Source organism: Saccharopolyspora sp. NPDC002376, from assembly GCF_053593195.1.
This window is the reverse complement of the sequence record NZ_JBSFBZ010000045.1, coordinates 40,036-63,452: the sequence shown is the minus strand read 5'-3', so window position 1 is coordinate 63,452 and position 23,417 is coordinate 40,036. Positions and strand designations below refer to the sequence as shown.

At 68.2% G+C, this 23,417-nt stretch carries 24 protein-coding genes; 13 read left to right on the top strand and 11 right to left on the bottom strand.

Features of this window, described 5'->3' with window-relative positions; translation table 11 throughout:
• Positions 1 to 393, top strand: a 393-nt coding sequence (locus ACWCO2_RS26290; protein ID WP_450130442.1) for a DDE-type integrase/transposase/recombinase, incomplete at its 5' end; no start/stop codon positions are given.
• Positions 394 to 521: 128 nt separating this feature from the next.
• The gene (locus tag ACWCO2_RS26285; protein ID WP_450130441.1) at positions 522 to 1,607 is read left to right on the top strand and encodes a threonine aldolase family protein; all 1,086 of its coding nucleotides are present in this window, start codon (positions 522 to 524) and stop codon (positions 1,605 to 1,607) included.
• Between the two features lie 60 nt (positions 1,608 to 1,667).
• On the opposite strand, the gene ACWCO2_RS26280 is transcribed toward ACWCO2_RS26285, so the two are convergent.
• Both ACWCO2_RS26280 and ACWCO2_RS26275 read right to left on the bottom strand, forming a co-directional pair.
• Complete coding sequence (locus ACWCO2_RS26280) at positions 1,668 to 1,931, bottom strand: helix-turn-helix domain-containing protein (protein ID WP_450130440.1); 264 nt, start codon at positions 1,929 to 1,931, stop codon at positions 1,668 to 1,670.
• Between the two features lie 174 nt (positions 1,932 to 2,105).
• On the bottom strand, positions 2,106 to 2,318 hold the full coding sequence (locus ACWCO2_RS26275) for a hypothetical protein (protein ID WP_450130439.1): 213 nt from the start codon (positions 2,316 to 2,318) through the stop codon (positions 2,106 to 2,108).
• A 214-nt stretch (positions 2,319 to 2,532) separates the two neighbouring features.
• On the opposite strand from ACWCO2_RS26275, the gene ACWCO2_RS26270 reads away from it, so the two are divergent.
• Positions 2,533 to 3,711: a Gfo/Idh/MocA family protein gene (locus ACWCO2_RS26270; RefSeq protein ID WP_450130438.1), complete on the top strand. Its 1,179-nt coding sequence runs from the start codon at positions 2,533 to 2,535 to the stop codon at positions 3,709 to 3,711.
• Between the two features lie 235 nt (positions 3,712 to 3,946).
• Here ACWCO2_RS26270 and ACWCO2_RS26265 read toward each other — a convergent pair whose 3' ends face one another.
• The gene (locus tag ACWCO2_RS26265) at positions 3,947 to 4,861 is read right to left on the bottom strand and encodes a CPBP family intramembrane glutamic endopeptidase (RefSeq protein ID WP_450130437.1); all 915 of its coding nucleotides are present in this window, start codon (positions 4,859 to 4,861) and stop codon (positions 3,947 to 3,949) included.
• A 394-nt stretch (positions 4,862 to 5,255) separates the two neighbouring features.
• Between ACWCO2_RS26265 and ACWCO2_RS26260 the strand changes: the two genes are divergently transcribed.
• Both ACWCO2_RS26260 and ACWCO2_RS26255 read left to right on the top strand, forming a co-directional pair.
• Positions 5,256 to 5,795: a hypothetical protein gene (locus ACWCO2_RS26260; RefSeq protein ID WP_450130436.1), complete on the top strand. Its 540-nt coding sequence runs from the start codon at positions 5,256 to 5,258 to the stop codon at positions 5,793 to 5,795.
• Positions 5,796 to 5,831: 36 nt separating this feature from the next.
• Positions 5,832 to 6,491, top strand: a complete 660-nt coding sequence (locus tag ACWCO2_RS26255; RefSeq protein ID WP_450130435.1) for a response regulator — start codon at positions 5,832 to 5,834, stop codon at positions 6,489 to 6,491.
• Here the strand turns inward: ACWCO2_RS26255 and ACWCO2_RS26250 are convergent, their stop codons facing one another.
• The 6 genes from ACWCO2_RS26250 to ACWCO2_RS26225 form a co-directional block, all read right to left on the bottom strand.
• The gene (locus tag ACWCO2_RS26250) at positions 6,492 to 7,865 is read right to left on the bottom strand and encodes a sensor histidine kinase (protein ID WP_450130434.1); all 1,374 of its coding nucleotides are present in this window, start codon (positions 7,863 to 7,865) and stop codon (positions 6,492 to 6,494) included.
• A 220-nt stretch (positions 7,866 to 8,085) separates the two neighbouring features.
• Positions 8,086 to 9,123 carry an ABC transporter ATP-binding protein gene (locus ACWCO2_RS26245; RefSeq protein WP_450130433.1) on the bottom strand — a complete coding sequence of 346 codons (1,038 nt, stop codon included), beginning with the start codon at positions 9,121 to 9,123 and terminating at the stop codon, positions 8,086 to 8,088.
• Complete coding sequence (locus ACWCO2_RS26240; RefSeq protein WP_450130432.1) at positions 9,120 to 10,118, bottom strand: ABC transporter ATP-binding protein; 999 nt, start codon at positions 10,116 to 10,118, stop codon at positions 9,120 to 9,122. Before ACWCO2_RS26240 ends, ACWCO2_RS26245 begins: the two co-directional genes overlap by 4 nt.
• Positions 10,115 to 11,011 carry an ABC transporter permease gene (locus ACWCO2_RS26235; RefSeq protein ID WP_450130431.1) on the bottom strand — a complete coding sequence of 299 codons (897 nt, stop codon included), beginning with the start codon at positions 11,009 to 11,011 and terminating at the stop codon, positions 10,115 to 10,117. The genes ACWCO2_RS26240 and ACWCO2_RS26235 overlap by 4 nt, the downstream gene beginning before the upstream one ends.
• Positions 11,004 to 11,930 (bottom strand): ABC transporter permease, encoded by a 927-nt coding sequence (locus tag ACWCO2_RS26230; RefSeq protein WP_450130430.1) that lies wholly within the window; start codon positions 11,928 to 11,930, stop codon positions 11,004 to 11,006. The genes ACWCO2_RS26235 and ACWCO2_RS26230 overlap by 8 nt, the downstream gene beginning before the upstream one ends.
• An 8-nt stretch (positions 11,931 to 11,938) precedes the next feature.
• Entirely contained in the window at positions 11,939 to 13,549 is a 1,611-nt protein-coding gene (locus tag ACWCO2_RS26225) for a peptide ABC transporter substrate-binding protein (RefSeq protein WP_450130429.1), read from the bottom strand.
• Between the two features lie 344 nt (positions 13,550 to 13,893).
• Between ACWCO2_RS26225 and ACWCO2_RS26220 the strand changes: the two genes are divergently transcribed.
• The 6 genes from ACWCO2_RS26220 (at position 13,894) to ACWCO2_RS26195 (ending at position 19,176) form a co-directional block, all read left to right on the top strand.
• On the top strand, positions 13,894 to 14,790 hold the full coding sequence (locus tag ACWCO2_RS26220; RefSeq protein ID WP_450130428.1) for an SIS domain-containing protein: 897 nt from the start codon (positions 13,894 to 13,896) through the stop codon (positions 14,788 to 14,790).
• Positions 14,787 to 15,686, top strand: a complete 900-nt coding sequence (locus ACWCO2_RS26215; RefSeq protein WP_450130427.1) for an ROK family protein — start codon at positions 14,787 to 14,789, stop codon at positions 15,684 to 15,686. The genes ACWCO2_RS26220 and ACWCO2_RS26215 overlap by 4 nt, the downstream gene beginning before the upstream one ends.
• A gap of 5 nt (positions 15,687 to 15,691) precedes the next feature.
• Complete coding sequence (locus ACWCO2_RS26210) at positions 15,692 to 16,546, top strand: class II fructose-bisphosphate aldolase (protein WP_450130426.1); 855 nt, start codon at positions 15,692 to 15,694, stop codon at positions 16,544 to 16,546.
• A complete protein-coding gene (locus ACWCO2_RS26205) occupies positions 16,543 to 17,493 on the top strand; it encodes a 1-phosphofructokinase family hexose kinase (protein ID WP_450130425.1) in 951 nt (316 codons plus the stop codon). The genes ACWCO2_RS26210 and ACWCO2_RS26205 overlap by 4 nt, the downstream gene beginning before the upstream one ends.
• Positions 17,494 to 17,543: 50 nt before the next feature.
• Positions 17,544 to 18,323, top strand: coding sequence for a DeoR/GlpR family DNA-binding transcription regulator (locus ACWCO2_RS26200; RefSeq protein ID WP_450130424.1), 780 nt, complete (start codon positions 17,544 to 17,546; stop codon positions 18,321 to 18,323).
• 61 nt (positions 18,324 to 18,384) lie between these two features.
• Complete coding sequence (locus ACWCO2_RS26195) at positions 18,385 to 19,176, top strand: inositol monophosphatase family protein (protein ID WP_450130423.1); 792 nt, start codon at positions 18,385 to 18,387, stop codon at positions 19,174 to 19,176.
• A gap of 10 nt (positions 19,177 to 19,186) precedes the next feature.
• Here ACWCO2_RS26195 and ACWCO2_RS26190 read toward each other — a convergent pair whose 3' ends face one another.
• Positions 19,187 to 19,834, bottom strand: coding sequence for a TetR/AcrR family transcriptional regulator (locus ACWCO2_RS26190; protein WP_450130422.1), 648 nt, complete (start codon positions 19,832 to 19,834; stop codon positions 19,187 to 19,189).
• 108 nt (positions 19,835 to 19,942) lie between these two features.
• Here ACWCO2_RS26190 and wzt point away from each other — a divergent pair, with 108 nt between their 5' ends.
• Positions 19,943 to 20,788: a galactan export ABC transporter ATP-binding subunit Wzt/RfbE gene (gene wzt / locus ACWCO2_RS26185; protein ID WP_450130421.1), complete on the top strand. Its 846-nt coding sequence runs from the start codon at positions 19,943 to 19,945 to the stop codon at positions 20,786 to 20,788.
• A gap of 80 nt (positions 20,789 to 20,868) precedes the next feature.
• Here the strand turns inward: wzt and ACWCO2_RS26180 are convergent, their stop codons facing one another.
• Entirely contained in the window at positions 20,869 to 21,924 is a 1,056-nt protein-coding gene (locus ACWCO2_RS26180) for an NAD(P)H-dependent flavin oxidoreductase (RefSeq protein WP_450130420.1), read from the bottom strand.
• 342 nt (positions 21,925 to 22,266) lie between these two features.
• On the opposite strand from ACWCO2_RS26180, the gene ACWCO2_RS26175 reads away from it, so the two are divergent.
• A complete protein-coding gene (locus tag ACWCO2_RS26175; RefSeq protein WP_450130419.1) occupies positions 22,267 to 23,163 on the top strand; it encodes a LysR substrate-binding domain-containing protein in 897 nt (298 codons plus the stop codon).
• Positions 23,164 to 23,417 lie beyond the last annotated feature (254 nt).

Below are 23,417 nucleotides of genomic sequence, written 5' to 3'. Positions count from 1 at the left end.
TACTCGATCTCCGATCGCATGAAGTCCTCACTTGCCGTCGCGGCGTTGCGCAACGCTATCGCGCTCCGCGACCCGCGCGGCGTGATCGTTCATTCAGACAGGGGCAGCCAGTTCCGGTCGAAGAAATTCCGGCGACTGTTGCGCCGCCACCAGCTGGCCGGATCCATGGGCAGGCTCGGCGCGTGTGGCGACAATGCCGCGATGGAATCGTTCTTTTCCTTGCTGCAAAAGAACGTTCTCGACACCAGGCGGTGGCACACCCGCGAGGAACTCCGGCTGGCGATCGTGTCCTGGATCGAGACGAAATATCACCGCAAACGTCGACAACGACGCCTGGGCAAACTCACCCCGGTCGAGTTTGAGACCATCTATACCGCCGCGCACGCGGCCTGACACCAGTCAACCCCGAGTGACAACCGAACTCTGGGCAGCCCCATGCGTGGTCATGCGTGCAGCACCGCTGCAGTTGTGAGAACTGCTGTAGCTTTCGGTGTCGGTGGTTGTTGGCAGGCTTCGGCGGCATGGAGGTTCCTGTGATTCGGCGCTCGTTGGCTTTGCATTCCTCTTTTCGGCGCAAGCCGTATGACCTGCTGCGCCAATGGGTCGATCTGGTTGGTCCGGATACGTTGCCGGAGGAGCCGGTGGCCAGGTTGGAAGAGCGGATCGCTGAGCTGATGGGCACTTCGGCGGCGTTGTTCTTCCCCACTGGTGCGATGGCTCAGCAAGTGGCGTTGCGGATACATGCCGAGCGCCGGGGCCGGTGGACGTTTGCCGGGCATCCGTACCTGCATCTGGACAACTGGGAGCAGCAGGGCTACAACGCGGTGCACGGACTGCGGTTCCACCCTGCTTGCGACCGGAACCAACTGCTGAGCACGCCTGACCTGGCTGCAATTGGTGAACCGTTGGCCGCGGTGGTGTGGGAACTACCGCAGCGCGACCTCGGGGGACTGCTTCCGGAGTGGTCGCAGTTGCGCGAGCAGGTGGACTTGATCCGGTCGCGCGGGGCAGCGGCGCATCTTGATGGCGGACGGATCTTCGAGGCGCAGCCGTTCTACGACCGTCCGTACGCCGAGATCGCCGCATTCTTCGACACCGTGTACGTCTCGCTCTACAAAGGACTTCAGGGTGTCAGGGGAGCGGTGCTGGCCGGTGATGCCGAGACGGTGGCTGAGGCTGCGGTGTGGCGGAAACGTCTTGGTGGCGCCATCCCGAACGCCTGGCCGTTGGCCCTGGGGGCTTTGGCGGGATTGGATCGACTCGTGCCACGAATGGCCGAGTTCCGGGATCACGCCGTCGCGATCGCCGCCGCGCTCAACGCAGACGGGACAGTGCGCGCGTTCCCAGCCCCGCCGCAGACTCCGTTGTTCCACGTCCACGTGCCTGTGGCGAAAGCTGCAGTCGAGCGGGCGGGCAGTCAGATGATTGCTGAGAAGGGGACGCAGCTGTTCCTCAAGGTTCGCTCCTCGCCAGACCCGTCACGGTGCGCTTTTGAGATTTCGGTCGGTGAAAATGCGATGGAATTCAGCCCCGAGGAGGTCGTGGAACTAGTGCGAGATCTGGTAAAGCGCGCGCGTAAGTGCAGTGGTCCGGGCATGGGGTGGTGACGTCCGTCGATTTTGCCTGAGACTGGCTTCTCGCTCGACCACATAGTCGTGTCAAAAACGCTAACGGCCGCACCGGACGGTGTCGGTAGCTTTGACCGCACGCCAGGACGGGAGCAGGGCGTTGAGCTCGCTGCTGGTCGCGCCGCATTCGTGGGCGACGCGGGCCACCGACTGGTAGTCCGATGGCGCCGTCGTTCCCGTGCAGTAGCGGTGGACGGTGGAACGGCTGGTGAAGCATCGGCGAGCGATTTCGGAGTAGCTCAGACCGCTTCGCTTCTTCAGCCTCGCGAGCAGATCGGCGAGTTCCTGGTGCGCCAGCCCCATACGCCCTTCCCTCCGCGGAAGATCCTGCCGCGGAGCATCCCACGAGTTCACCCCGCTGTAACAGCGTTTTCGCTTATCAGGAGGCATCGGCTGTTCGCAGGACAGGCGGATGGGCGTCTGTCACGAGGGTTTGTGAACTGCGGACTTCTTCGGGAGACCGCTGTGGATGGTGGATCAGCAGGAGCCGTCGGTGACGGTCGCGGTCAGCGCGTACGAGTAGACGTGCATGTAGGAGGGCAGGTCGTGGCGGGCTTCGCCGATCGTGGTGGCGGTGATGGTCATGCGCACCGCGACGTCGTCCTCGGTGCTGATGGTGTAGTGCTCCACCGCTACCTGACCTTCGTGCTCGACGGTTCCCTCGGGTGTCGGTTCATCGACTCGGGTCACCTTGAGCATCGGGATTTGGTCCGCGCCACCGGCTCCCATCGACTGCGCACTGATTCGGACGTACCAGGCGTCCGTTCGGTTCCCCGCTGACCGTTGTGGTGGCGGCGCTGGGAACATAAGGTTGGTTGCGCGCAAGTGATCGATATAGGCTTGAAACGATCAGTTTGCGACACATGTGTGCAGTCGTGAGTGGGATTGTGCGGGAAGGTGGGTCATGGACGTCAGGACTGGTGTGCTCGGGTGCGGGCTGCGGGTGGGGATCGCCGATCACGCCCATCAGCCCGGTGAGGGGTCGCGGATCGTCGCGGTGTGCGACCCGGATCCGGCTCGGGCCGAGGCCGCCGCGCAGCGCTACGGGGACGACGTCCGGACGACCAGCACGCTCGATGAGCTGCTGGAATGCGAGCTGGAAGCGGTGTTCGTGGTCAGTCCCGACCACCTGCACGAGGAGCACGCGATCCGCTGCCTGGAGGCCGGGCTCGCCGTCTACCTCGAGAAGCCGCTGGCGATCACCACGGAGGGCTGCGACCGCGTCCTCGCCGCCGCGCAGCAGCACGGCGGCAAGCTCTACGTCGGGCACAACATGCGGCACATGCCGGTGATCCGCACGATGCGCGACCTGATCGAGTCGGGAGCGATCGGGCGGGTCACCTCGATCTGGTGCCGCCACTTCGTCGGGCACGGCGGCGACTTCTACTTCAAGGACTGGCACGCCGACCGGAGCAAGAGCACGGGCCTGCTGCTGCAGAAGGGCGCGCACGACATCGACGTCCTGCACTGGCTGGCCGGCGGGTACAGCAGGCGCGTCAACGCGATGGGTGCGCTGACCGTCTACGGCGGCATCACCGACCGCAACGAGCACGAGACCTACAAGACGGGACACGACTGGGACGAGTACGAGCGGAACTGGCCGCCGCTGAGCCAAACCGGCCTCAACCCGGTGGTGGACGTCGAAGACCTGAGCATGGTCAACCTGCAGCTGGACAACGGTGTGCTGGCGACCTACCAGCAGTGCCACTACACGCCGGACTACTGGCGCAACTACACCGTCATCGGAACCGAAGGCCGACTGGAGAACTTCGGCGACGGCTCGGGCGCGGTGGTCAAGGTCTGGAACCGCAGGCACCGCGGCTACGCCCCAGATGGCGATCAGGTGGTCGAGGTCGAACGCGCCAGCGGAGGACACGGCGGAGCAGACCCCCGAATCGTGGCCGAATTCCTGAACTTCGTCCGCGCCGACGTCCCCACCGTCACGTCCCCGATCGCAGCCCGAGAAGCGGTCGCAACAGGCTGCGCAGCAACGGAATCCCTCCGCAACGGCGGAAACCCGGTCGAGGTGCCCGCACCCGACGCCGCCCTGCTCGACTACTTCGAGCCCTCCCGCACGTCCTGACCAGGTGCTCCGCTGCGCTCGCCGAGCGGTGGGCGCAGCGGAGCACCCCCCGGTGTCGGAATGTGCCTGCCCTACCTCTGTTCACCAGCTGTGGTGTTCAGCTCCTCGAGCCGGTATCCGCTCACTCCGCATGAAGCGCGCAAGCTGACCGGCCCGTCCGCGGATGGCATGCGGGCGTCTCGCCGGAGACTTCGCATCGTTGCTCGTGGCATGTCACTTCTCGGGTTCGGTCGGCTCAGCGGGCTTTGGTGGCCAGGCTGAGACGGCGGGCCCGCCGGTCGATCCACCAGGTGTAGGCTAGCGTCGCGATCGCGATCGGCAGGACGTCCCAGAGCGAGGAGCTGCCGCCCTGGTCGAGATCCGGCACGCCTTGGGTGGCTTCGAGCACGGTGACGGCGACGTTGTTCACCACGTGCAGTGCGATCGCCGCTTCCAGTCCGCCGGTGCGGAGGGTCAGCCAGCACATCGCCATCGCGAAGACGAACAACTCGGCCAGCACCCAGGGGTCGGAGGAGTCGTGCAGCGCGGCGAACACGACCGAGCTCAGCACGACACCCGGCCATGGGGTCCGCGTCCAGGAGGCGAATGTCTGCACGATCCAACCCCGGCAGAGGTATTCCTCCGCAGCTGCCTGGAATGGGACCAGCGCGAGCACCAGCGCCAGGACGGCCAGGAAGGTGGGCCAGCCCGGCCATGCCGAAGCCTCCCAGGGTTGGCTGCGGACGAGGTCGACGCCGATTGCCAACGTGAGGCACAGCAGCGCCCATCGCAGGCAGTCGAGCAGCCAGCGCCAACGCAGTCGGCCAGCCACGCTGGACACCGTGCCGATCCGGCGCTTGCCAGCCCACCTGGTGGTCAGGGCGATGGCGGGCAGCAGGATCGCGATGGAGGCAAACCCGAACGCGAAGGCCCAGAACGGATCGACGAAGTCCAGGTCCGGGCCGAGCTGGGCGCCGAACGCCGCCGCGAGGCCGACCGCGACACCGAGGAACAGCAGCGAGAACACCACCACGAGCACCGGCAGCAGGATCAGCTCCACCAGTGGGCGCCACCAGCGGTGCGCGGCGGTGCGCCCGAGCAAGTGATGCGGAACCTCCTCGTCCGGCGCGGAGTTCCGGGTGGTGTCCGGTTCGGTCAGCAAGTCGATCATCCCTCCGACGTGGTCGTCGCATTCGAAGGTAGAGATCGATCACCCACCGAACATGTGCCGATCGGCCAGGACTCCCGTCCGATCGGCCAGAATCTCCCGGCCAGTCGGCGACGGCTTTCGACGTCGATCGCGACTCGGGCAAGCCCGCACGACCCTCGACGAGCGCGGACTACGACGCTGGATCGTGCGCAAGAGGCGAGAAGGCCCCGCCCGGCGTTGGCACGTCGAGCGCACGCCCGCCTGGCACAACGCCTTCTTCGTTCTCGCTGATACGATCGCCTGGTCTGGTCAGCCGCGCCTGGACTACCCGCCGCTGGGACGACCGCCCTGTTCGGTGAGCAAGCCCCCCACCTCTTCACGCGCTCTCGACTGATGATTTGGGGATCAACCGAACATGGATGACTTGCTGGTGGAGTTCTGCCGAAGCGGAAAGCTCGGGCCGCTGGTCCTGGGCATGAACCCGAACGACGTGGTGGAACGAATCGGGCAGCCGGAGCGGATCAGGAACGGGCAAGGTGACGACTGCTTCCAGCGATACCGCTACTCGTCCGTTGAACTCACTATGAGGTGCTTCAGCCGGAAATCCGGGATCCGGCGTGGAGCTGGGTTGGACCTCGCGCTCGCTGGGATCCGAATCGACGTGAGCGGCGACGCCTTGCTGATCCTGCCCGAGATGATCACGCAGAAGCCCGTTCGACCTGCTGCGTCTCTGCGATTGGCGGACGCACGAAGCTGCCTTGCAGAGCGCGGTGTTGACATGAGCCTCGACCGCGAGCAGATGCTGACGCGAACCCTCGATGAAGCGATCGTCCACGTGGTCAGCGATGCCGCCGGGTTCGTGTTGGAGTTGTCCGTCGGGTGGCTGCCGCGGCCCGGCGGCTGGTACTACTCCGAGGAGAACGAAGCGGGAGTCTGGGTGACCGGCCACCCGTAGTCCGCCGAGCGCCAGCACGCCATCTAGGATTTTCCCGTGATCCGCGCCCTCATCGCCGACGACGAGAATCTCATGCGAGCGGGCATCCGGCTCATCCTCGCCAACGCGCCGGACGTCGAGGTGGTGGCAGAGGTTCCGGACGGCGGGGCAGCGGTCCGGGCCTGCCGGGAGCACGTCGTCGACGTGGCGCTGCTCGACATCCAGATGCCGGGAGGCGACGGGCTCGGCGCGGTCGAGGACATCGCCCGCGAGTCGCCGCACACCAACGTCATCATGCTCACCGCCTTCGGTGAAGACGGTCACGTGGCGCGAGCGTTGCGCGCGGGTGCGAAGGGGTTCCTGCTCAAGGACACCGGGCCCAGCGAGCTGATCCGGGCTGTGCGGCTGGCGGCCGAGGGCGAATCGATCCTGGCTCCGCAGATCACCCGCCGACTCATCGAGCGCCACCTCCGCTCGGGCTCGGACCGGACCGCGGCGGCGCGGTGCAAGACCGACCAGCTCGCCGAAGCCGAATGTGATGTGCTGCGCCTGGTCGGTTTCGGGCTGTCGAACGCGGAGATCGCGCGCGATCTCTACATCAGCGCGGGCACGGTGAAGGCGCATCTGAGCCGTGTCCTCACCAAGCTCGATTGCGCGAACCGGGTCCAGGCCGCGATCGTGGCCCACGACGCCGGTTTGCTCACCGATCGGCCGTGATCAGCTGATCGCCAGCGAGACGATCAACACCGCCAGTCCGATGAGGATCGGGAAGACTGCTAGCAGGCCGAGGCAACCCGCCCCGATCACGCGAGGCCAGGTGAGCGCCTCCGCGGCGAGCGGTTCCGGCGGCAGTTCCGGCAATCCCGGAGGACCAGTCAGGTCGGCGACGGCCGGATGGGTGGGAAGACCCGCTACGACGCGGAAACCGCCTTCGGGAGTCGGTCCGCTGTGGAAGGCCCCGTCGAGCAGTGCGATCCGCTCATCCAGCCCGACGAGCCCGCTCCGCGTGCCGGGAATCCGCGGCCCGTCGCCCTGCGCAGGGCCGTTGGTCACGCGGATGTCCACGCGGTCGTTCCCGACGCCGACCTCCACGCCGGTGCGCGCGGTCGAGGCGTGCTTGTGGACGTTGGTCAACCCTTCGCGCACCACGCGGTGCACTGTGCGGCGAGTGCGCGGATCCGCGTGGTCGAGGTCGGTCCCGGTCCACCTCAGGTCGACCTCGATGCCCGCTGCCCTGGACTCCGCAACGAGATCCTCGACATCGGCGCGAGTTCCGATGCGATCGTCGGAACTCAGATCGGAATCCTCGGCCCCGCGCAGAACTCCCAGGATCTCGCGAAGCTCGGACAACGCGCTCCCAGCCGTGGTGCGGAGCAGCTCGGCCTGGCCGCTCAACTCGGGCGCATCGTTGGCGGCGCTGAGCTCGAGCGCCCCAGCGTGGATCGAGATCAGGCTCAGCCGGTGCCCGAGCATGTCGTGCATCTCGCTGGCGATGTGCGAGCGTTCCTCCACTCGAGCCTTGGCCGCGGTGAGCAGCTGCGCCCGTTCCAGGTACTCGTTGCGCTCCTGGAGCAGTCGGACCCGTGGGCGTCGGTGGCCAACGATCGCCCCGACGACGGTGGGCAGCACCAGCAGGAGCACGGCGCTCACCGCGTATCCGGCGACCACTTCACCGACTCCGTCGGCGGAACCGAACGCGAACACGAGCGCGAAGTCCACGACGGCGGTCGCCAGCACTGCGAACCACAGGCGGCGAGCTGGTGCGATCCGGCGGGTAGCAGCGAAGGTGATGGCGGGAAGGACCGCCGCTGCCCAGAAGTTGGAACTGGCGAACACCGGCGCCGTGGCCACCAACGTCGTGACCGGCCACCGCCGGCAAGCCGGAACCAGCAATGCGGTCCAGCACGCGACAGCGACCGTGACGGTGATGTGCCCGGACGGCATCAGGAACTCCGGAACCGGAACAAGACCCAGGGCGAGCACCATCACGGACAGAACGGCCTCGCGAACGAGCAGCCGCCGCGGCGTCGTGCGCACCTCGACCGCCAAGCTGGAGACCGCGCTGCTCAACCGTTCGGCAATCGCGACCAACTACCTCACCTCGGGCTGCTTGACGGTGCCGATCTTGGTGAAGTTTATGCGCTTATGCTTGGCTGGATGGCTGCGGGGCATCGGCCCGGAAACCACGGCGACCGCGTTCACGAGGTCCGATCTTGCCTGAAACCGGCTTCCTTCCCGACCGCGTGCTTCAGTCGAAACGCCGCCAATTTCAGGCAAAACTGCCGCCTAACCCGCACCGCGACGATGCTGGTCAGGCCCCCAAGGCCGATTCCCGGCGCTGCGCCGAGGGATCCGCGTCGGCGACCTCGGGAGCGAAGTGGCAGTGCGAGACGTGCCCTTCGCCCAGGTCGTGTCCTGCCGGAACCGTGGTCGAACAGTCCGGACGGGCCATCCAGCAGCGGGTGTGGAACGGGCAGCCGGGTGGTGGGGCGATCGGGGACGGCGGGTCGCCTTCGAGGACGATGCGCTCCTGCTCCGGTTCGTCGTCGAAGCCGGGGCGGGGGATCGCCGAGAGCAGCGCCCGGGTGTACGGGTGCGCGGTCCGGTCGTAGACCGCGTCGCAGTCGCCTTCCTCGACCACCCTGCCCAGGTACATCGTTGCGATGCGGTCGCAGAAGTGGCGCACCACGTCGAGGTCGTGCGCGATGAACAGGACGGTCAGCGACAGCTCGCGCTGGAGTTCGGCGAGCAGGTTGAGGACCTGTGCGCGCACCGAGACGTCGAGCGCTGACACCGGTTCGTCGCAGATCAGCACCTCCGGGTTCAGCGCGATGCCGCGAGCGATGCCGATGCGTTGGCGCTGGCCGCCGGAGAACTCGTGCGGATAGCGGTCGAGGTGGTCCGGGCGGAGGCCGACCTGTTCGAGGAGCTGCTCCAGCCTTCGTCGCAGGCCTGATTCGGGCACCGCGTCGCGGTGGATCCGGAACGGTTCGGCCAGGATCGATCCGACCGTCTTGCGCGGGTTGAGCGAGGCGTAGGGGTCCTGGAAGACCATCTGGATGTTGCGCCGCATCTGGCTCTGCTCCGAGCCTTTCGCGCGGTGGACGTCGATGCCCCGGTAGCGGACTTGCCCGCTGGTGGGCTTCTCCAGGGCGGTGAGCAGTCGTGTCAGCGTGGACTTGCCGCAGCCGGATTCGCCTACGATGCCCAGCGCTTCGCCCTTGCGCAGCTGCAGGCTCACCCCGTCGACGGCTTTGACGGTGGCCGAGCCGAGGCCGAATCGACCGCCGCCGCGCTTGCGGTAGTGCTTGGTGACGTCCTGGACTTCGAGGATGTGCTGCTCGGTCACGACGAGACCTCCGACCAGAAGTGGCACCGGGTCTGCCTGCCGTCTTCCAGCAGCAACAGCTCCGGTTCGACCGATGCGCAGTGCTCCCGCGCGATGTCGCAACGCGGGTGGAAGCGGCAGCCCGCCGGGCGATCGGTGAGGCTCGGCGGCAGGCCACCGATCGCGGGCAGCGGGCCGCCGCGGTGCGAGCGCTGCGGGATGGAGGCGACCAGCCCCTGGCTGTACGGGTGGACCGGCGAGGTGAACAGCTCGCGGATCGGCCCGTGCTCGACGACCCGTCCGGCGTACATCACCAGCGCGCGGTCGGCCATCCGGGACGCGACGCCGAGGTCGTGGGTGATCAGCACCAGCGCGAGACCTCGTTCGGCCTGCTGCTCGGCGAGCAGGTCGAGGATCTGGGCCTGCACGGTCACGTCCAGCGCCGTGGTGGGCTCATCGGCGATGACGACCTCCGGGTCCAGCGCCAGTGCCATCGCGATGAGGATGCGCTGGCGCATGCCGCCGGAGAACTGGTGCGGAAAGTCACCGGCGCGGCTGGCCGCCGCGGGGATCCGCACCCGGTCCATCATCTCCACGGCCTGCCGCCACGCCTCCCGACGAGACGCGCCGCGGTGCAGCCGGTACATCTCGCCGATCTGCTTGGCCACCGGCTGCACCGGGTTCAGCGCGGTGAGCGCGTCCTGGAAGATCAGCGACACGCGAGATCCCGCTACCGCGCGCCGCTGACGGTCGGAGAGCGTGAGCAGGTCCTGGCCGCCGAGTTCGACGGTGCCGCCGACGACTTCGGCAGGCGGGGTGTCGAGGATCCCCATGATCGCCTGCGCGGTGACGCTCTTGCCCGAGCCCGATTCACCGAGCACAGCGAGGGTTTCGCCCGCGCCCATGCTGAAGCTGACGTCCTGCACGGCGTGCAACCGTCCGGCAGGCGTGTGGAAGTCGACGCTGAGGCCGCGCACGTCGAGAACCGCGGCCTCGTCCTGGTGCGGTGCGTTCACGAGTGCTTTCCCTTCGGGTCGAGGGCTTCCCGCAGGCTGTCGCCGAGGACCACGAACGCCAGCACGGCGCCGGTCAGGAACAGCGCGGGGTAGAGCAGCAGGTGCGGGCTGGCCTGCCACTGCGCTTGGGCGGTGGACAGCTGCAGCCCCCACGAGATCGCGGGCGGCTGGAGCCCGATGCCGAGGAAGGTCAGCGCTGCCTCGGCGGCGATGATTCCGCCGATCTCCAGGGTTTTCAGCACGATCAGCGAGGTCAGCGCGTTCGGCGCGATGTGCGTGCCGATGATGCGCAGGTGGCCTCCACCGAGCACGCGCGCGGCCTGCACGTACTCCAGGTTGCGGACCTTGAGCACCGAGCCGCGCATGTAGCGCATGCCGCCGGGCCAGCTGAAGACGATCAGCACCAGGCTCACCGTCCAGATCGTGCGGTCCTCGAACATGTTGAGCACCACGATCGCGGCGATGATCATCGGCAGCCCGAACACCACGTCGGCGATCCGCGACACCACGCCGTCGACGATGCCGCCGAAGTAACCGGCCAGCGCGCCGAGCACCGCCGCCACGACGAACGTCGCCGCCGTGACGAGCAGGCCGATCGCGATCGACGGCCGGGCACCGTGCACGACGTTGGCGAAGTAGTCGCAGCCCTGCATGTCGAAGCCGAACGGATGGCCCGGAGCTGGGCCCGCGCCGCTGAGCCGAAGCTCGCAGTGCATCGGATCGGCGGAGGTGAACAGGCTCGGCCAGACCGCCATCAGCACGTAACCGGCGGCGATCAGCGCGGCCACCACGAACAGCGGGGCGCGCAGCGGTTTCGGCAGCCGCCCGACCACGGTGAGCCTGCGGCGGGGCGCGGTCGTGGCGGCGGGGGAGAGGTCGGTTCGGTCAGCCATTGCGCACCCTCGGGTCGATGATTCCGTAGCTGATGTCCACGAGCAGGTTGACCAGCAGGTAGATCAGGATGATGAAGGTGGCCACGCCGACCACGATCGTGCCCTGCTGGGTCTGCACCGCCTGCACCAGCAGCCCGCCGATGCCGGGCAGGTTGAACACGCTCTCGACGATCACGGCGCCGCCGAGCATCGCCGCCAGGCTGAGCCCGAGGTAGGTGACCACCGGGATCATCGAGTTGCGCAGCGCGTGCCCCCACACGACGCGGCCCGGCGAGGCGCCCTTGGCCCGCGCGGTCCGGATGAACTCGGCGCTCATCGTGTCGACCAGGCTCGACCTGGTCAGCCGTGCGAGCGGTGCGGCGGCTTCCAGCGCCACCACCAGCGCCGGGAGGATGAAGCTCACCGGCCAGCCCTCGGCGATACCGGCGATCGGGAACAGCTGCAGCTTCAACCCGAACAGCAGCTGCACCATGAACGCGATCACGAACCCGGGCAGCGCCACGAACAGCACGGTGAAGGCCAGGGCCAGGTGGTCGCCGGCGCGGCCGCGGTGCAGCGCGCCGAAGATCCCGACCCCGAGGCCGATCACCAGCTTGAGCACCCAGGCGGTCAGCGCCAGCTGCAGCGTCGTCGGCCACCGCTCGGCGATCATCTCCAGCACCGGGCGGTCGAAGAAGTCGGTGCCGAAGTCGCCGCGCAGCAAACCGCCCATGTACAGCAGGTATTGGGTGATCAGCGGTTCGTCGAGGTGGTAGCGCTCGCGCAGGGCCTCCACTGCGGAGGGTGGCAGCGGCCGGTCGCCGGCCAGCGCGGCGACCGGGTCGCCGGGCATCGCGTAGACCAGCGCGAAGATCAGGAACGTCACGCCGAACAGCACCGGCAGCATCGCCGCGATGCGGCGGACGAGGTATCCGAGCATGGTCGGCCTCACTCCTCGCGGCCGGGGCCGCACTTGAACGCGGTCAGGTAGTACTGCAGGTCGCCGCCGAGCGTTTCCGGTGTGGCGCACGGCGTGTGCGCGGCGTAGATGGCCGGGTAGTAGAGCGGAATCGAGGGCATGTCGGCGAGGATCAGGTCCTCGGCGCGTTGCCAGAGCTTTGCCGCCTGTTGCTCGTCACCGCTGCCCAGGGCCTGGTTGATCAGTTCGTCGGCGCGCGGGTTGTCGTACTGGGTGTACTCGTTGCCGTCGCCGCCTTCGCGGAACATGCCCAGGTACTGGTCGGGGCTGGGGTAGATGTCGCCCCACAGGCTCAGCGTCGGGCCGGTCAGCGTTCCGTCGCTCTGCGCCTGCTTGAGCTGGGCGGGCAGCACCGGCTTCAACCGGACGTCGGCGCCCAGCTCCTGCCGCAGTGCGTTGGCGATGGCCAGGGCGACCTGCGACATCTCGGTGCCGCCACCGCCGCCGGTGTTGGAGTACCAGATGGCCACCGGCTCCCGGAACCCACCGGCCTCCGCCACGAGCTGGCGCGCCCGCTCCGGGTCGAACCGGCAGTCCTCGCAGGCGTCGGCCCGGTAGGCCGGACCGACCGCGCTGACCAGCAGGGAACGCGCGGGCGTCGCCGAACCGCGCATCAGCGCCCCGGCCATCGCGTCGCGGTCGATCGACAGCGAAATCGCCTTGCGCAGCCGCGGATCGTGCAGCGACTCGACGTAGTCGGGCACCAGCATCTGGGTGATCTGCCGCTGCTGCGGGATCGTGAACAGGCCGGAGTCGCCGAGCTGGTTGCGGGCGTCTTGGAGCAGGCCACCGGGCATGTTGCGCAGCACGTCGAGCTGCCCGGCCTGCACGTCGCGGTAGGCGGTGTCCTGCGACTGGTAGATCTTGAAGTGGATCTCCTCGGCCGCGTCCGGCGGCAGCTCGCCCTGGTAGTCGTGCCAGCGCTCGAGCACGACCTTCTCGTTGCGGTCCCAGCGGACGAAGCGGTAGGGGCCGTTGCCGATCGGTGCCTGCGAGTAGCCGGTCGGATCGGCCAGGCCCTCCTTCGGGATCGGGCACGCGCTGTAGGAGGCGATGATCTCCGGGAAGTCGTAGTTGGGCTGGGTGAGCGTGACCCGCAGGGTCAGCTCGTCGAGCACCTCCAGCCCGCGCAGCGTGTCGTGCTTCGGCTCGTCCTCGTTGAGCTCGTCGTAGCCGTCGATGGCGCTGAAGGTCGAGCTCGCCTTGTAGGCGTTGGGCCCGTAGGAGACGGCGTTCCAGGTGTCGGCGTAGGTCTGCGCGCTGATCGGTTCGCCGTTCTGGAACTTCCGGTCGGCACGCAGCTTGATCGTCCACACTCGACCGTCGGCGGTGTCGATGCGTTCCGCGCCGCGCATCCGGATGTCGCCGGCATCGGCGAAACCGAGCCCGATCAGCGGTTCGCACAGTCCCATGTAGACCTGGCTGCCCACGTCCTGCTGCGAGTTCAGCTCATCCGGGTCCGGGTACTGCGAGACCTGCAGCACCCGCGCGCTGCCGGTGTCGTGCGCGCCGCAGCCCGCCAGCAGCGCCAGGCACATCCCGGCAGCGAGCACCAGCCGCTTCCGGAGCTTCTGGGCCATCTGTTGCTCTCCCTTGCTCAGACAACGAGCTTGCGCATGTGTGCTCGTTAATCCGATTTATCGAGCAACTTCATGCAAGTTGGGACATTATTAACGTGCCTCGTGGCGGCTGTCACTACCCAGATCCGCATCGGCCGGAAGCTGGTTCGTTCCCGTGGCATCTCGTGTCCGAAGTGTCACGGATGGCTTTTTCCTGGTGATCGCTTTACTGGCTCGTGTGATGCCGAGATGATTGCTAGTGATTGATGTGATCCTTGTTGAATCACTTTTGTGCATCTAGTCTGGCGAGGTGGCGCGCGGAGGACAGTGCTCGCCGCGGAGATCGACGGTCTTGGAGGGCTTTGATGGCGACTGGCGGATACCTCGTGGACAGCGAGATCGACAGCCAGCCGGAGTGCTGGCTGCGCGCATCGGAGCTGGCCCAGGAGGTGGCTGGGATGCTGCCCGCGCGTGGTGAGCGGGTTGCGGTGGCCGGGTGCGGCACGTCCTGGTTCATGGCCATGGCCTACGCGGCCCTGCGGGAAGCCACTGGTCAAGGCGTCACGGATGCGTTCCCCGCATCCGAGATGCCGCTCGGCCGGTCCTACGACCGCGTGCTGGTGATCAGCCGCTCGGGCACGACCACGGAGGTGCTCGAACTCCTGCGGCAGCTGAAGGGGACGACTCCCACGGTGGCGATCACCGCCGTGCCCGACGCGCCCATCGCGGAGGTCTGCGACGAGCTGATCGGGCTGGAGTTCGCCGACGAGCAGTCCGTGGTGCAGACGCGGTTCGCGACGACCGCCCTGGCCCTGCTCCGAACTTCGCTCGGTGAGGACCTGACCAGCGCCGTCTCGGATGCGCGCGCTGTGCTGGAGACCGAGCTCGGAGCGCTGCCGGCCAGCGAGCAGATCACCTTCCTGGGGACGGGCTGGACGGTCGGGCTGGCGCACGAGGCGGCGCTGAAGGTCCGGGAGGCCGCTGGTCTGTGGTCGGAGGCCTACCCGGCCATGGAGTACCGGCACGGTCCCATCAGCATCGCCGAACCCGGCCGGACGACCTGGATGTTCGGTGAAGCCCCGACCGGGCTCACCGCGGACATCGCTTCGGCTGGCGCGGAATTCGTCGACAGCGGGCAGCGCGATCCGATGGCGCACCTGGTGCTCGCGCAGCGAGTCGCGGTGGCCGCTGCGGTCGAACGCGAGCTGAACCCGGACCAGCCGCGCAACCTGACGCGGTCGATCATCCTGGACGAGGCGTGAGCCTTCGCGGCCCCGTGATCGGCGTCGACGTGGGAGGGACCGAGACGAAAGCGGTCCTGGTCGACGCCTCGGGGACGGTGTTGGCGCAGCGACGGGGCGCGACACCGCCGCCAGCGCTCGACACGGCCGAGCGGGTGCTGGACCTGACGTGTTCGCTGGTCACCGAGCTGTCCTCGTACGCCGAGCCGGCGGCCGTAGGGCTCGTCGTTCCCGGGATCGTGGACGAATCCCGGGGTGTTGCGGTGTTCTCGGCGAATCTGGGGTGGTCGGACGTTTCGTTCGCCTCGCTGCTCGGGGAGCGGCTCGGACTGCCGGTGGCCTTCGGTCACGACGTCCGGGCCGGGGCTCTGGCCGAACACCGGCTCGGTGCCGCGCGCGATGAGATCGACGCGGTGTTCCTCCCGATCGGCACCGGCATCTCGGCGGCGTACGCGCAGGCCGGTCGGGTGCACGCCGGAGGCGGATACGCCGGGGAGATCGGGCAGGTTCCGATCGGCGGTGATCGGCTGGAGGCAGTGGCCTCCGCTGCCGCGATCAGTCGGCGTTACCAGGAACGGACCGGAAATCCGGTGGCGGGAGCGGCGGACGTTGCGCAGCGGGTCGCCGCTGGGGATCCGGTCGCGACCGCTGTCTGGGACGAGGCAGTCGATGCTCTGGGCAGCGCGCTGATCTGGATCACCGCGCTGCTGGCGCCGGAAGTCGTTGTCGTGGGCGGTGGTCTGTCGCAGGCCGGCCTGTTGCTGTTCGACCCGCTCACCCGCCGCTTGGAAGCGGACTGGAGCCTCCCGCGCACACCGCGAATCGTGCCCGCCGCTCTCGGCGATCGCGCGGGCAGCCTCGGCGCAGCGCTGCTCGCTGCTGAGCTGGTGAACCACAACCACATGGAAAAGGGGTAGCAGCCATGCCTTTGGTCGGCACCGGCAGCGTCGTCGAGGCCGCCGTCCGCGCAGGTCTCGGGGTCGGCGCGTTCAACGTCATCGGGCTGGAACACGCGGACGGCCTGGTGTCCGGCGCGGAACGCGCGGGTGCCCCGGTGGTGCTGCAGATCAGCGAGAACTGCGTGCGCTACCACGGCGCGCTGGAACCGATCGCGCTCGCGACGCTGGCCCGCGCCCGCAAGGCGGAAGTGCCGGTGGCCGTGCACCTGGACCACACCGAGTCCGAAGAACTGGTCGACGAGGCCATCGAGCTCGGGTTCGGCTCGGTCATGTTCGACGCCTCGAAGCAGAGCTACGAGGAGAACGTGGCCCGCACGCGCGCGGTCGCGACCAGGTGCCGCGACGCCGGACTGTGGGTCGAAGCCGAACTGGGCGAGGTCGGCGGAAAGGACGGCGTCCACGCACCGGGCGTCCGCACCGACCCCGGCGAGGCCGCCGACTACGTGGCCGCCACCGGCGTGGACGCGCTGGCCGTGGCAGTCGGTACGTCGCACACGATGGTGACGCGTGATGCCGCGCTCGACTTCGAGCTCATCAAGCGGCTGAACGAGGCACTGGACGTTCCCCTCGTGCTGCACGGGTCTTCGGGTGTTTCCGATGACGATCTCGGCACCGCCATCCACAGTGGAATGACGAAGATCAACATTTCGACGCACCTGAACAAGACGTTCACCGAGTCGGTGCGGGAGGTCCTGGCGGCCAAGCCGAGCCTGGTCGATCCGCGCAAGTACCTCACCGCGGGCCGGGAAGCCCTCGCTGCGGAAACCGCACGCCTGCTCGGAGTCCTGCGCTTCGAAACCGGCTCGGAGCACGGATGATCGTCACCGTCACCCCGAACCCGGCGCTGGACATCAGCTATCGCGTGGAGCGCGCCCGCATCGGCGCCTCCCACCGCGTCCGCAGCGTCCACGAACGCGCCGGCGGCAAGGGGCTCAACGTCAGCAGGGTGCTGCACGACCAGGGCATTGCCACGCTCGTCGCTGCTCCTGTCGGGGGCGCACTTGGCGATGCGGTCCGCGATGACCTCGCCTCAGCGGGGATCGAGCACACCTTGCTGCCGGTGTCCGGACCTACCCGCCGGACCATCGCGGTGATCGCGGAAGAGAACGCTTCGGGAGAGGCGACCCTGTTCAACGAACCCGGCAGTCACCTGCGAGAAGAGGACTGGCAGCGGTTCCGGGAACTCGTCGCCGCGCGGCTGGACGGCACGTCAGCTCTCGTGTGCTCGGGGAGTTTGCCGCCCGGGTGCACTGTGGACAGCTACGCCGAACTGGTCAGGGACGCCCATACCCGTTCGGTGCCAGTAGTGGTCGACGCCACTGGTCCCGCGCTGCTCGCGGCAGCGAGAGCCGGAGCAGACGTCGTCAAGCCCAATGCCGCTGAACTCCGCGAAACCACAGGGCACGACGACCCGCTGACCGGAGCTCAGCAGTTGAGCGAGCACGGCGCGGCAGCCGTGGTCGTCTCCCTCGGCCCGGACGGGATGCTCGCGGTCACCGGTGAAGGCGTCTGGCGCGCAGCGCCCCCCTTCGCGGTGAGCGGCAACCCGACAGGCGCCGGTGACGCAGCAGTCGCGGCGTTGGCTGCTGGCATCGCGCGTCGGGAGACCTGGCCCGATCGTCTGCGCAATGCCGTGGCGTGGTCGGCGGCTGCGGCCGCGGCACCTGTCGCGGGCGCGCTCGACCACCGCATGCTCCACGACATCGCCGACAGCATCAAGATCGAGCGGCAGACGGAGCATCTGCCATCAGGTGAGCGTTCGTGAGCGATACTGACTGATCGATTCGGCGTTCGGCCGAGGAATGGGGGATACCGATGGACCGGCATGCGCGGCTGTCCGCGTTGCTCGACTTGCTCGGGGAACGCGGCAAGGTCTCCGTGGAGGAGATCGCCACCGAGCTCGAGGCCTCCGCGGCCACGGTCCGCCGCGACCTCGACCACCTCGCGGAGCAGCAGCTGCTGACCCGAACCCGCGGCGGAGCCGTCGCGCAGAACATCGCCTACGACCTGCCGCTGCGCTACAAGGCCGCCCGCAACGCCCGGGAGAAGGAGCGCATCGCCCGAGCAGCGGCGGCGATGGTCGCCCCCGGCGCGGTGGTCGGAGTCAACGGCGGCACGACGACGACCGAGATCGCACGCAGCCTGGTGGCCCGCGCGGACCTCGGCGACAGCGGCACTTCGCTGACCATCGTCACCAACGCCCTGAACATCGCCAACGAGCTCGTCGTGCGACCCCAGGTGAAGACGGTGGTCACGGGAGGCGTGGCGCGACCGCAGTCCTTCGAGCTCACCGGCCCGCTCGGTACCCATCTGCTCCAGGAGATCACCCTCGACATCGTGTTCCTCGGCGTCGACGCGGTCGACCCGACCCGCGGCGCGTTCGCGCACAACGAGGGCGAAGCGAACATCAACCGCCTCATGACCGAACGAGCCGACCAGGTGGTCGTCGTCGCCGACAGCTCCAAGCTCGGCCGCACGGCCTTCGCCCACATCTGCTCGACGGATTCGATCGACATGCTCCTGACCGACTCCACAGCGCCCGACGAACTCATCGAGCGCTTCGACGCCGAAGGAGTCCCGGTCAGAGCGGTTTGACCGCCCTGCCTGACCGGGAACGTTTGCCAGGTTGCGGTTTCGCCTGGATATTCTGCGCCTCGTGATCAACTCGGGTGCGATCTCCGACGACGCCGAGGTAGCCGTAGCCGCAGCACGTGCAGGCGCGGACGTCGTGCGCGACCGGTACGGCCAACTGCTCACCCGCATCGACAAGGGCGCCGGGGACTTCGCCACGGCCGCCGATGTGGAGGCCGAGAAGGCCATCCTCGACGTCATCCGTGCCGCGCGACCCGATGATGCGGTGCTCGGCGAAGAGAGCGGGCGCCAAGGGGCGATGGACGCCACGCGCCAGTGGATGGTGGATCCCCTGTGCGGCACGCTGAACTACGCCGTCGGCAACATGCTCGTGGCCGTCAACGTGGCGCTGCGCAACGGGCCGGCGGCGGTGGCTGACCCGTTCAGCGGCGAGGTCTTCTTCACCGATGGGGAGACCGCCTGGCTGCGGAACGGCGGGGCCAGCACAGTGGTGACGCCCGACCCCGCAACCGGTCTGGTGGATGTCAACCTCGATCCGCCGTTTCCGAGCGCGCCGGGCTTCCGAGCCGTGGATCTGTTGGGCCACCCGGGATTCGTCGAACGGTTCCGCCCGCGAGTCGTATCCACGACGCTGGCACTGACCTGGGGCGCGGCGGGCAAGCGAGCCGCGTACGTCACCGACGGCGGTGACCTGTCCGGCAGCGTGCACTTCGCTGCCGGCATCGCGGGCTGCCGCGCCGCAGGCTGCGTCATCACGGGGATCGACGGGGTACCGATCTCAGCGTCAGGTCGAGGGCTCGTGGTTGCCGCCGACGCCGAGACCCACAGGTCGCTGATGTCGATGATCCGCAGCTAGCGCTCGAGCGTCAGTCGATCTGGGTTGGTTCCTGCGGGCGAGACGTCAGGTAGGTCATGGCCATCGCGGTCGTTGCCTCCGCCCAGGTCTGCCACGACAGGCCGTCCGGCCAGGAGTGGCAGGTGGCGGCCCGGTGCACGCAAGAGCCGATGATGCTGCGCGCGGCGAACTGCGCAGCGTTCCGCGGATCGCGCTGTGCGATGTCGTCCAGGTAGGGCTCAGCGGATTCGACGAGTGCGCGCTGAATCGTCTCGAGCGCTTGAAGGCCGCGTTCGACGCCTTCCGCCGGCTGGCCGCTGAGCAGCTCCGGGAAGGCCCGGGTGTGGCCGGAGAAGGTGTGCGCCATCGCGTTGGTGAAGGCACCGATGGTGCCGCGGAGGCCGGGGGAGGCCGCGCGGAGTGCTTCGGCGACACCGGTTTCCAGCCGTTCGAGCAGGTCGTCCTTCACGGCTTTGAGGAGATGTTCCTTGCCGGTGAAGCGGCGGTAGATCGCTCCGACCGACACGCCTGCGTGCTCGGCGACCGCTGCGACGGTGAACTCGTCGATGCCGCCGGTGCTCAGGACGTGCTCAGCGGAGGTCAGCACCTTCTGCAGGGATTCCCGGCTGCGGGCCTGCTGTGGGGGACGGAAGCCGGGCTCGGCGTGCTGAGCGCTCACTTCCCGGACGTTACCGCTCGCAGTGAGGGGTGCGGACCACCGGCCAAATGCGAATGGTAATTTTCGTTCGCATTTGATCCGGCACTGCGGCGGGAGTGAGTCCAGAGCATGGTCAACATCGAGGTTCGCGGCGCCTACGTCGACTTCCCGATCTTCGACGCCAAGACGCGATCGCTGAAGAAGAAGGTCCTCGGCAAAGTCGGTGGTCGGATCGGCACCGGGGCGAAGGTGCCGATCATCGAGGCGTTGCACGACATCACGCTGTCGCTGACCGACGGCGACCGGGTTGCCCTGGTCGGGCACAACGGAGCGGGCAAGTCGACCTTGTTGCGCCTGCTGTCGGGCATCTACGAGCCCACGCGCGGGACCGCCCGGATCGAGGGGAGGGTAGCGCCGGTCTTCGACCTGGGCGTCGGGATGGATCCGGAGGTCTCCGGCTACGAGAACATCATCGTCCGCGGCCTGTTCCTCGGGATGACCCGTCGGCAGATGCAGGAGCGGGCCGATGACATCGCGGAGTTCACCGAACTCGGCGACTACCTGCACATGCCGCTGCGGACGTACTCCGCGGGCATGCGGGTTCGGCTGGCGCTCGGCGTGGTCACCACGATCGACCCGGAGATCCTGATCCTCGACGAAGGCCTGGGAGCGGTCGACGCCGCCTTCATCGCCAAAGCTCGGCGGCGCATGGTGGACTTGGTCGATCGATCAGGTCTGCTGGTGTTCGCATCGCACGCCGACGAACTCCTGCTGGAGTTGTGCACCACGGCGATCTGGATGGACGAAGGCCGGATCCGAATGCGCGGCTCGGTGCGCGAGGTGCTCACCGCCTACAAGGGCCACGAGCCGCACGTCTTTCCGGCACCGAATGAGCGAGGACCGCAAGCTATACCTTCGGAGTCGTCGCCTCCGGAGGCGACGCAGTGTTCGCCTTCGATTCCGGCGCCTGAGTGAGGAATCGCGACGCTCAAGGACTTGGCAGATGACGAAGCCCACGCCACAGGTACGGGGCTTCGTCATCTGCTGAACGCGGTTCAGGCGAGCAATTCGCGGGCGTCCGCCCACATGCGCTCGATGATTTCTCCCGCGGGTGCCGTGGTGGCGAGGGCTGCGCTCTGGCCGGCCCAGCTGTTGGCGCGGTCGACTCCGGCGCCGCCCCGGCGCCACTGGCCCACCAGTCGCCGCTGGTCGGGGTAGGGGGCGGGCAGGGGGGCTTCGTCGCTGGTCCACGCCTCCACGAACTGCGTCGGCACCGCGCGTCCGAGGCGGCCGGTGTATGCGCGGGTGGTGATCGTCTGCTCCGGCGACAGCCCTTCCATGGCGGCGGACCAGGCTGCGTCGATGCCGGCCTCGGGGGAGCGCAGCAGCGCGGTTCCCACCTGGACCGCGCTCGCGCCGAGGGTCAGTGCGGCCGCCACACCACGGCCGTCGGTGATTCCACCAGCGGCGATGATGGGAATCTGCAGCCGGTCGGCCAGGTAGGGCAGCAGGGCGAAAAGGCCGACGTTGGTCTGCTCGGCGGTCTGCGGCTCGAAGCTGCCCCGGTGTCCGCCGGCCTCCATGCCTTGGGCGACGACGGCGTCAGCACCGGCTTCCTGGGCGGCCAGCGCATCGGCGATGTTGGTCACGCAGGCGAACCACGCGATGCCCTCCCGGTGCAGCCGCTCGACGTAATCGGGCTCGAACAGCCCCATGATCGACGAGATGACCGCAGGTCGGGCGGCCAGCATCGCCTCGCACTGCTCGGCGAAGACTGGACCGGGCCTTGCGGCCTCGCCGGCCTCGCCGAACCGGTTCAGGAACTGCTCGGCTGCCTGCAGTCGTTCCGGTGCGTCGACCGACTCGTCCGGGATCCAGGTGTTGAGCTGGCACGGGCCGTTCGTCCCCGCGCGGAACTCCTTCATCCAGCTGTTGATGCGTTCCGGCTGGTCGAGCACCACGCCGTTCGCGCCGAGCCCGCCGGCTTCGGCCACCGCGATCGCCAGCGCGGGCGGGCAGGCGCCGGCCATCGGTGCTTCCAGGATCGGCACCCGCAGACCGAAGCGCGCGCAGAAGTCCTGAACCCGTTGCTGCACTTGCTGTCCCGCCACCACTGCTCTCCCAGCTGTTGATCCAAGTCTCAGTGCCTGTTTTTGATCTTGTGCTTTTGATGCGCCGCCAGGCGCATCGCCCACCCTCGGCGCTGGCGCCGCCGCGGGTTCTCAGCGTTCGCCTGGCGAGGACGGCCCCGACGCCGTGTATTTGGCATACATGAGTCAGGGCACCCGCAGTCCAGACGGACGCTGAGAACCCGCTACCGGCACCGCCACGCAAAACGAGTTCAAAAACAGGTTCTCAGGTGCAAGGAGGACGTTAGGCTGCACCTGCCATCGTGTCCAACGATGAGTGAGCTGCCATCGCCACAGGCGAACACTCGAGCTCAGGGAGAACGCGTGGAGTTGTCGGACCTGCGGATCTTCGTCGCGGTGGCGCGCACCGGCGGCATCACGCGCGCGGCCGCGGAACTGCACACCGTTCAGTCCAGCATCAGCGCGCGCGTGGCCGGGCTGGAACGAGAGCTCGGAGCGACCCTCCTCCGGCGGCATGCTCGCGGCGTCGCCCTGACCTCGGCAGGGGAGCAGTTGCTCGACTACGCCCGGCGGATCACCTCGCTCGCCGACGAGGCCGCCCGCGTCGTTCGGGACGAGACGCCCAGCGGCCCGTTGCGGATCGGAGCGATGGACTCCACGGCCGGACTCCGGCTGCCACCCGTCCTCGAGTCCTACACCGCGGCCTGGCCGGACGTCGACCTCTCCGTGCTCACCGGGCCCACCGATTCGCTGGTGGTCATGGTCAAGGAACACGCCTTGGACGGAGCGCTCGTCGCGGGACCCATGAACGACGGAGACCTGCACGAGGACGAGGTCTTCACCGAGGAGATGGCGGTCGTCACCGCAGTGCGGCACCGCGAACTCGACGACGCCCTGCGCAGCCCCAGCGGTGCCCGGCTGCTCGTCTTCCGCGCGGGTTGCGCCTACCGGCGCAGCCTCGAAGCCGTTGCCAGGTCACGCGGTGTGGAACCGAAGGTCCTCGACTACGGCACCGTCGAAGGAATCCTCGGCTGCGTCGCCGCCGGCCTCGGGATCACGATGATGCCCCGCGAGGTGGTCGAGCGCTCCGAACTGCGCCACCGACTCCGCATGCACCAACCGGCACCTGCCGACGCGAAATCCGCGACCGTGTTCGTGCACCGCCGCGACGCGCACGTCACCACGGCGCTGGCGGAATTCCTCCGGCATCTGCACGAAACCAGCCGCACAGCACCGGAACTGGTCGCGCTGAACGAATGACGTTCAGGAAAGGTCTCGTCGCATTTCGGTGTGCGCGGTGGAGCTGCGGACGACGAGTTCGCTGGGGAATTGCCCCTCCCGGGCTGCGGCCTGCAACTCGCCCCCCGAGGGCTCGTCGGTGTCGAGAACGTCGGCTCCGGCGTGCCCGGACCGGTGTTCGCGGGCTTGACTCGTCGACCTCCTCCGATACGCTCAAGCGCTCAAGCAAGCGTTTGGTTTTGAACTCGCGCGGTCGGCCGACAGGCTGGGACTGG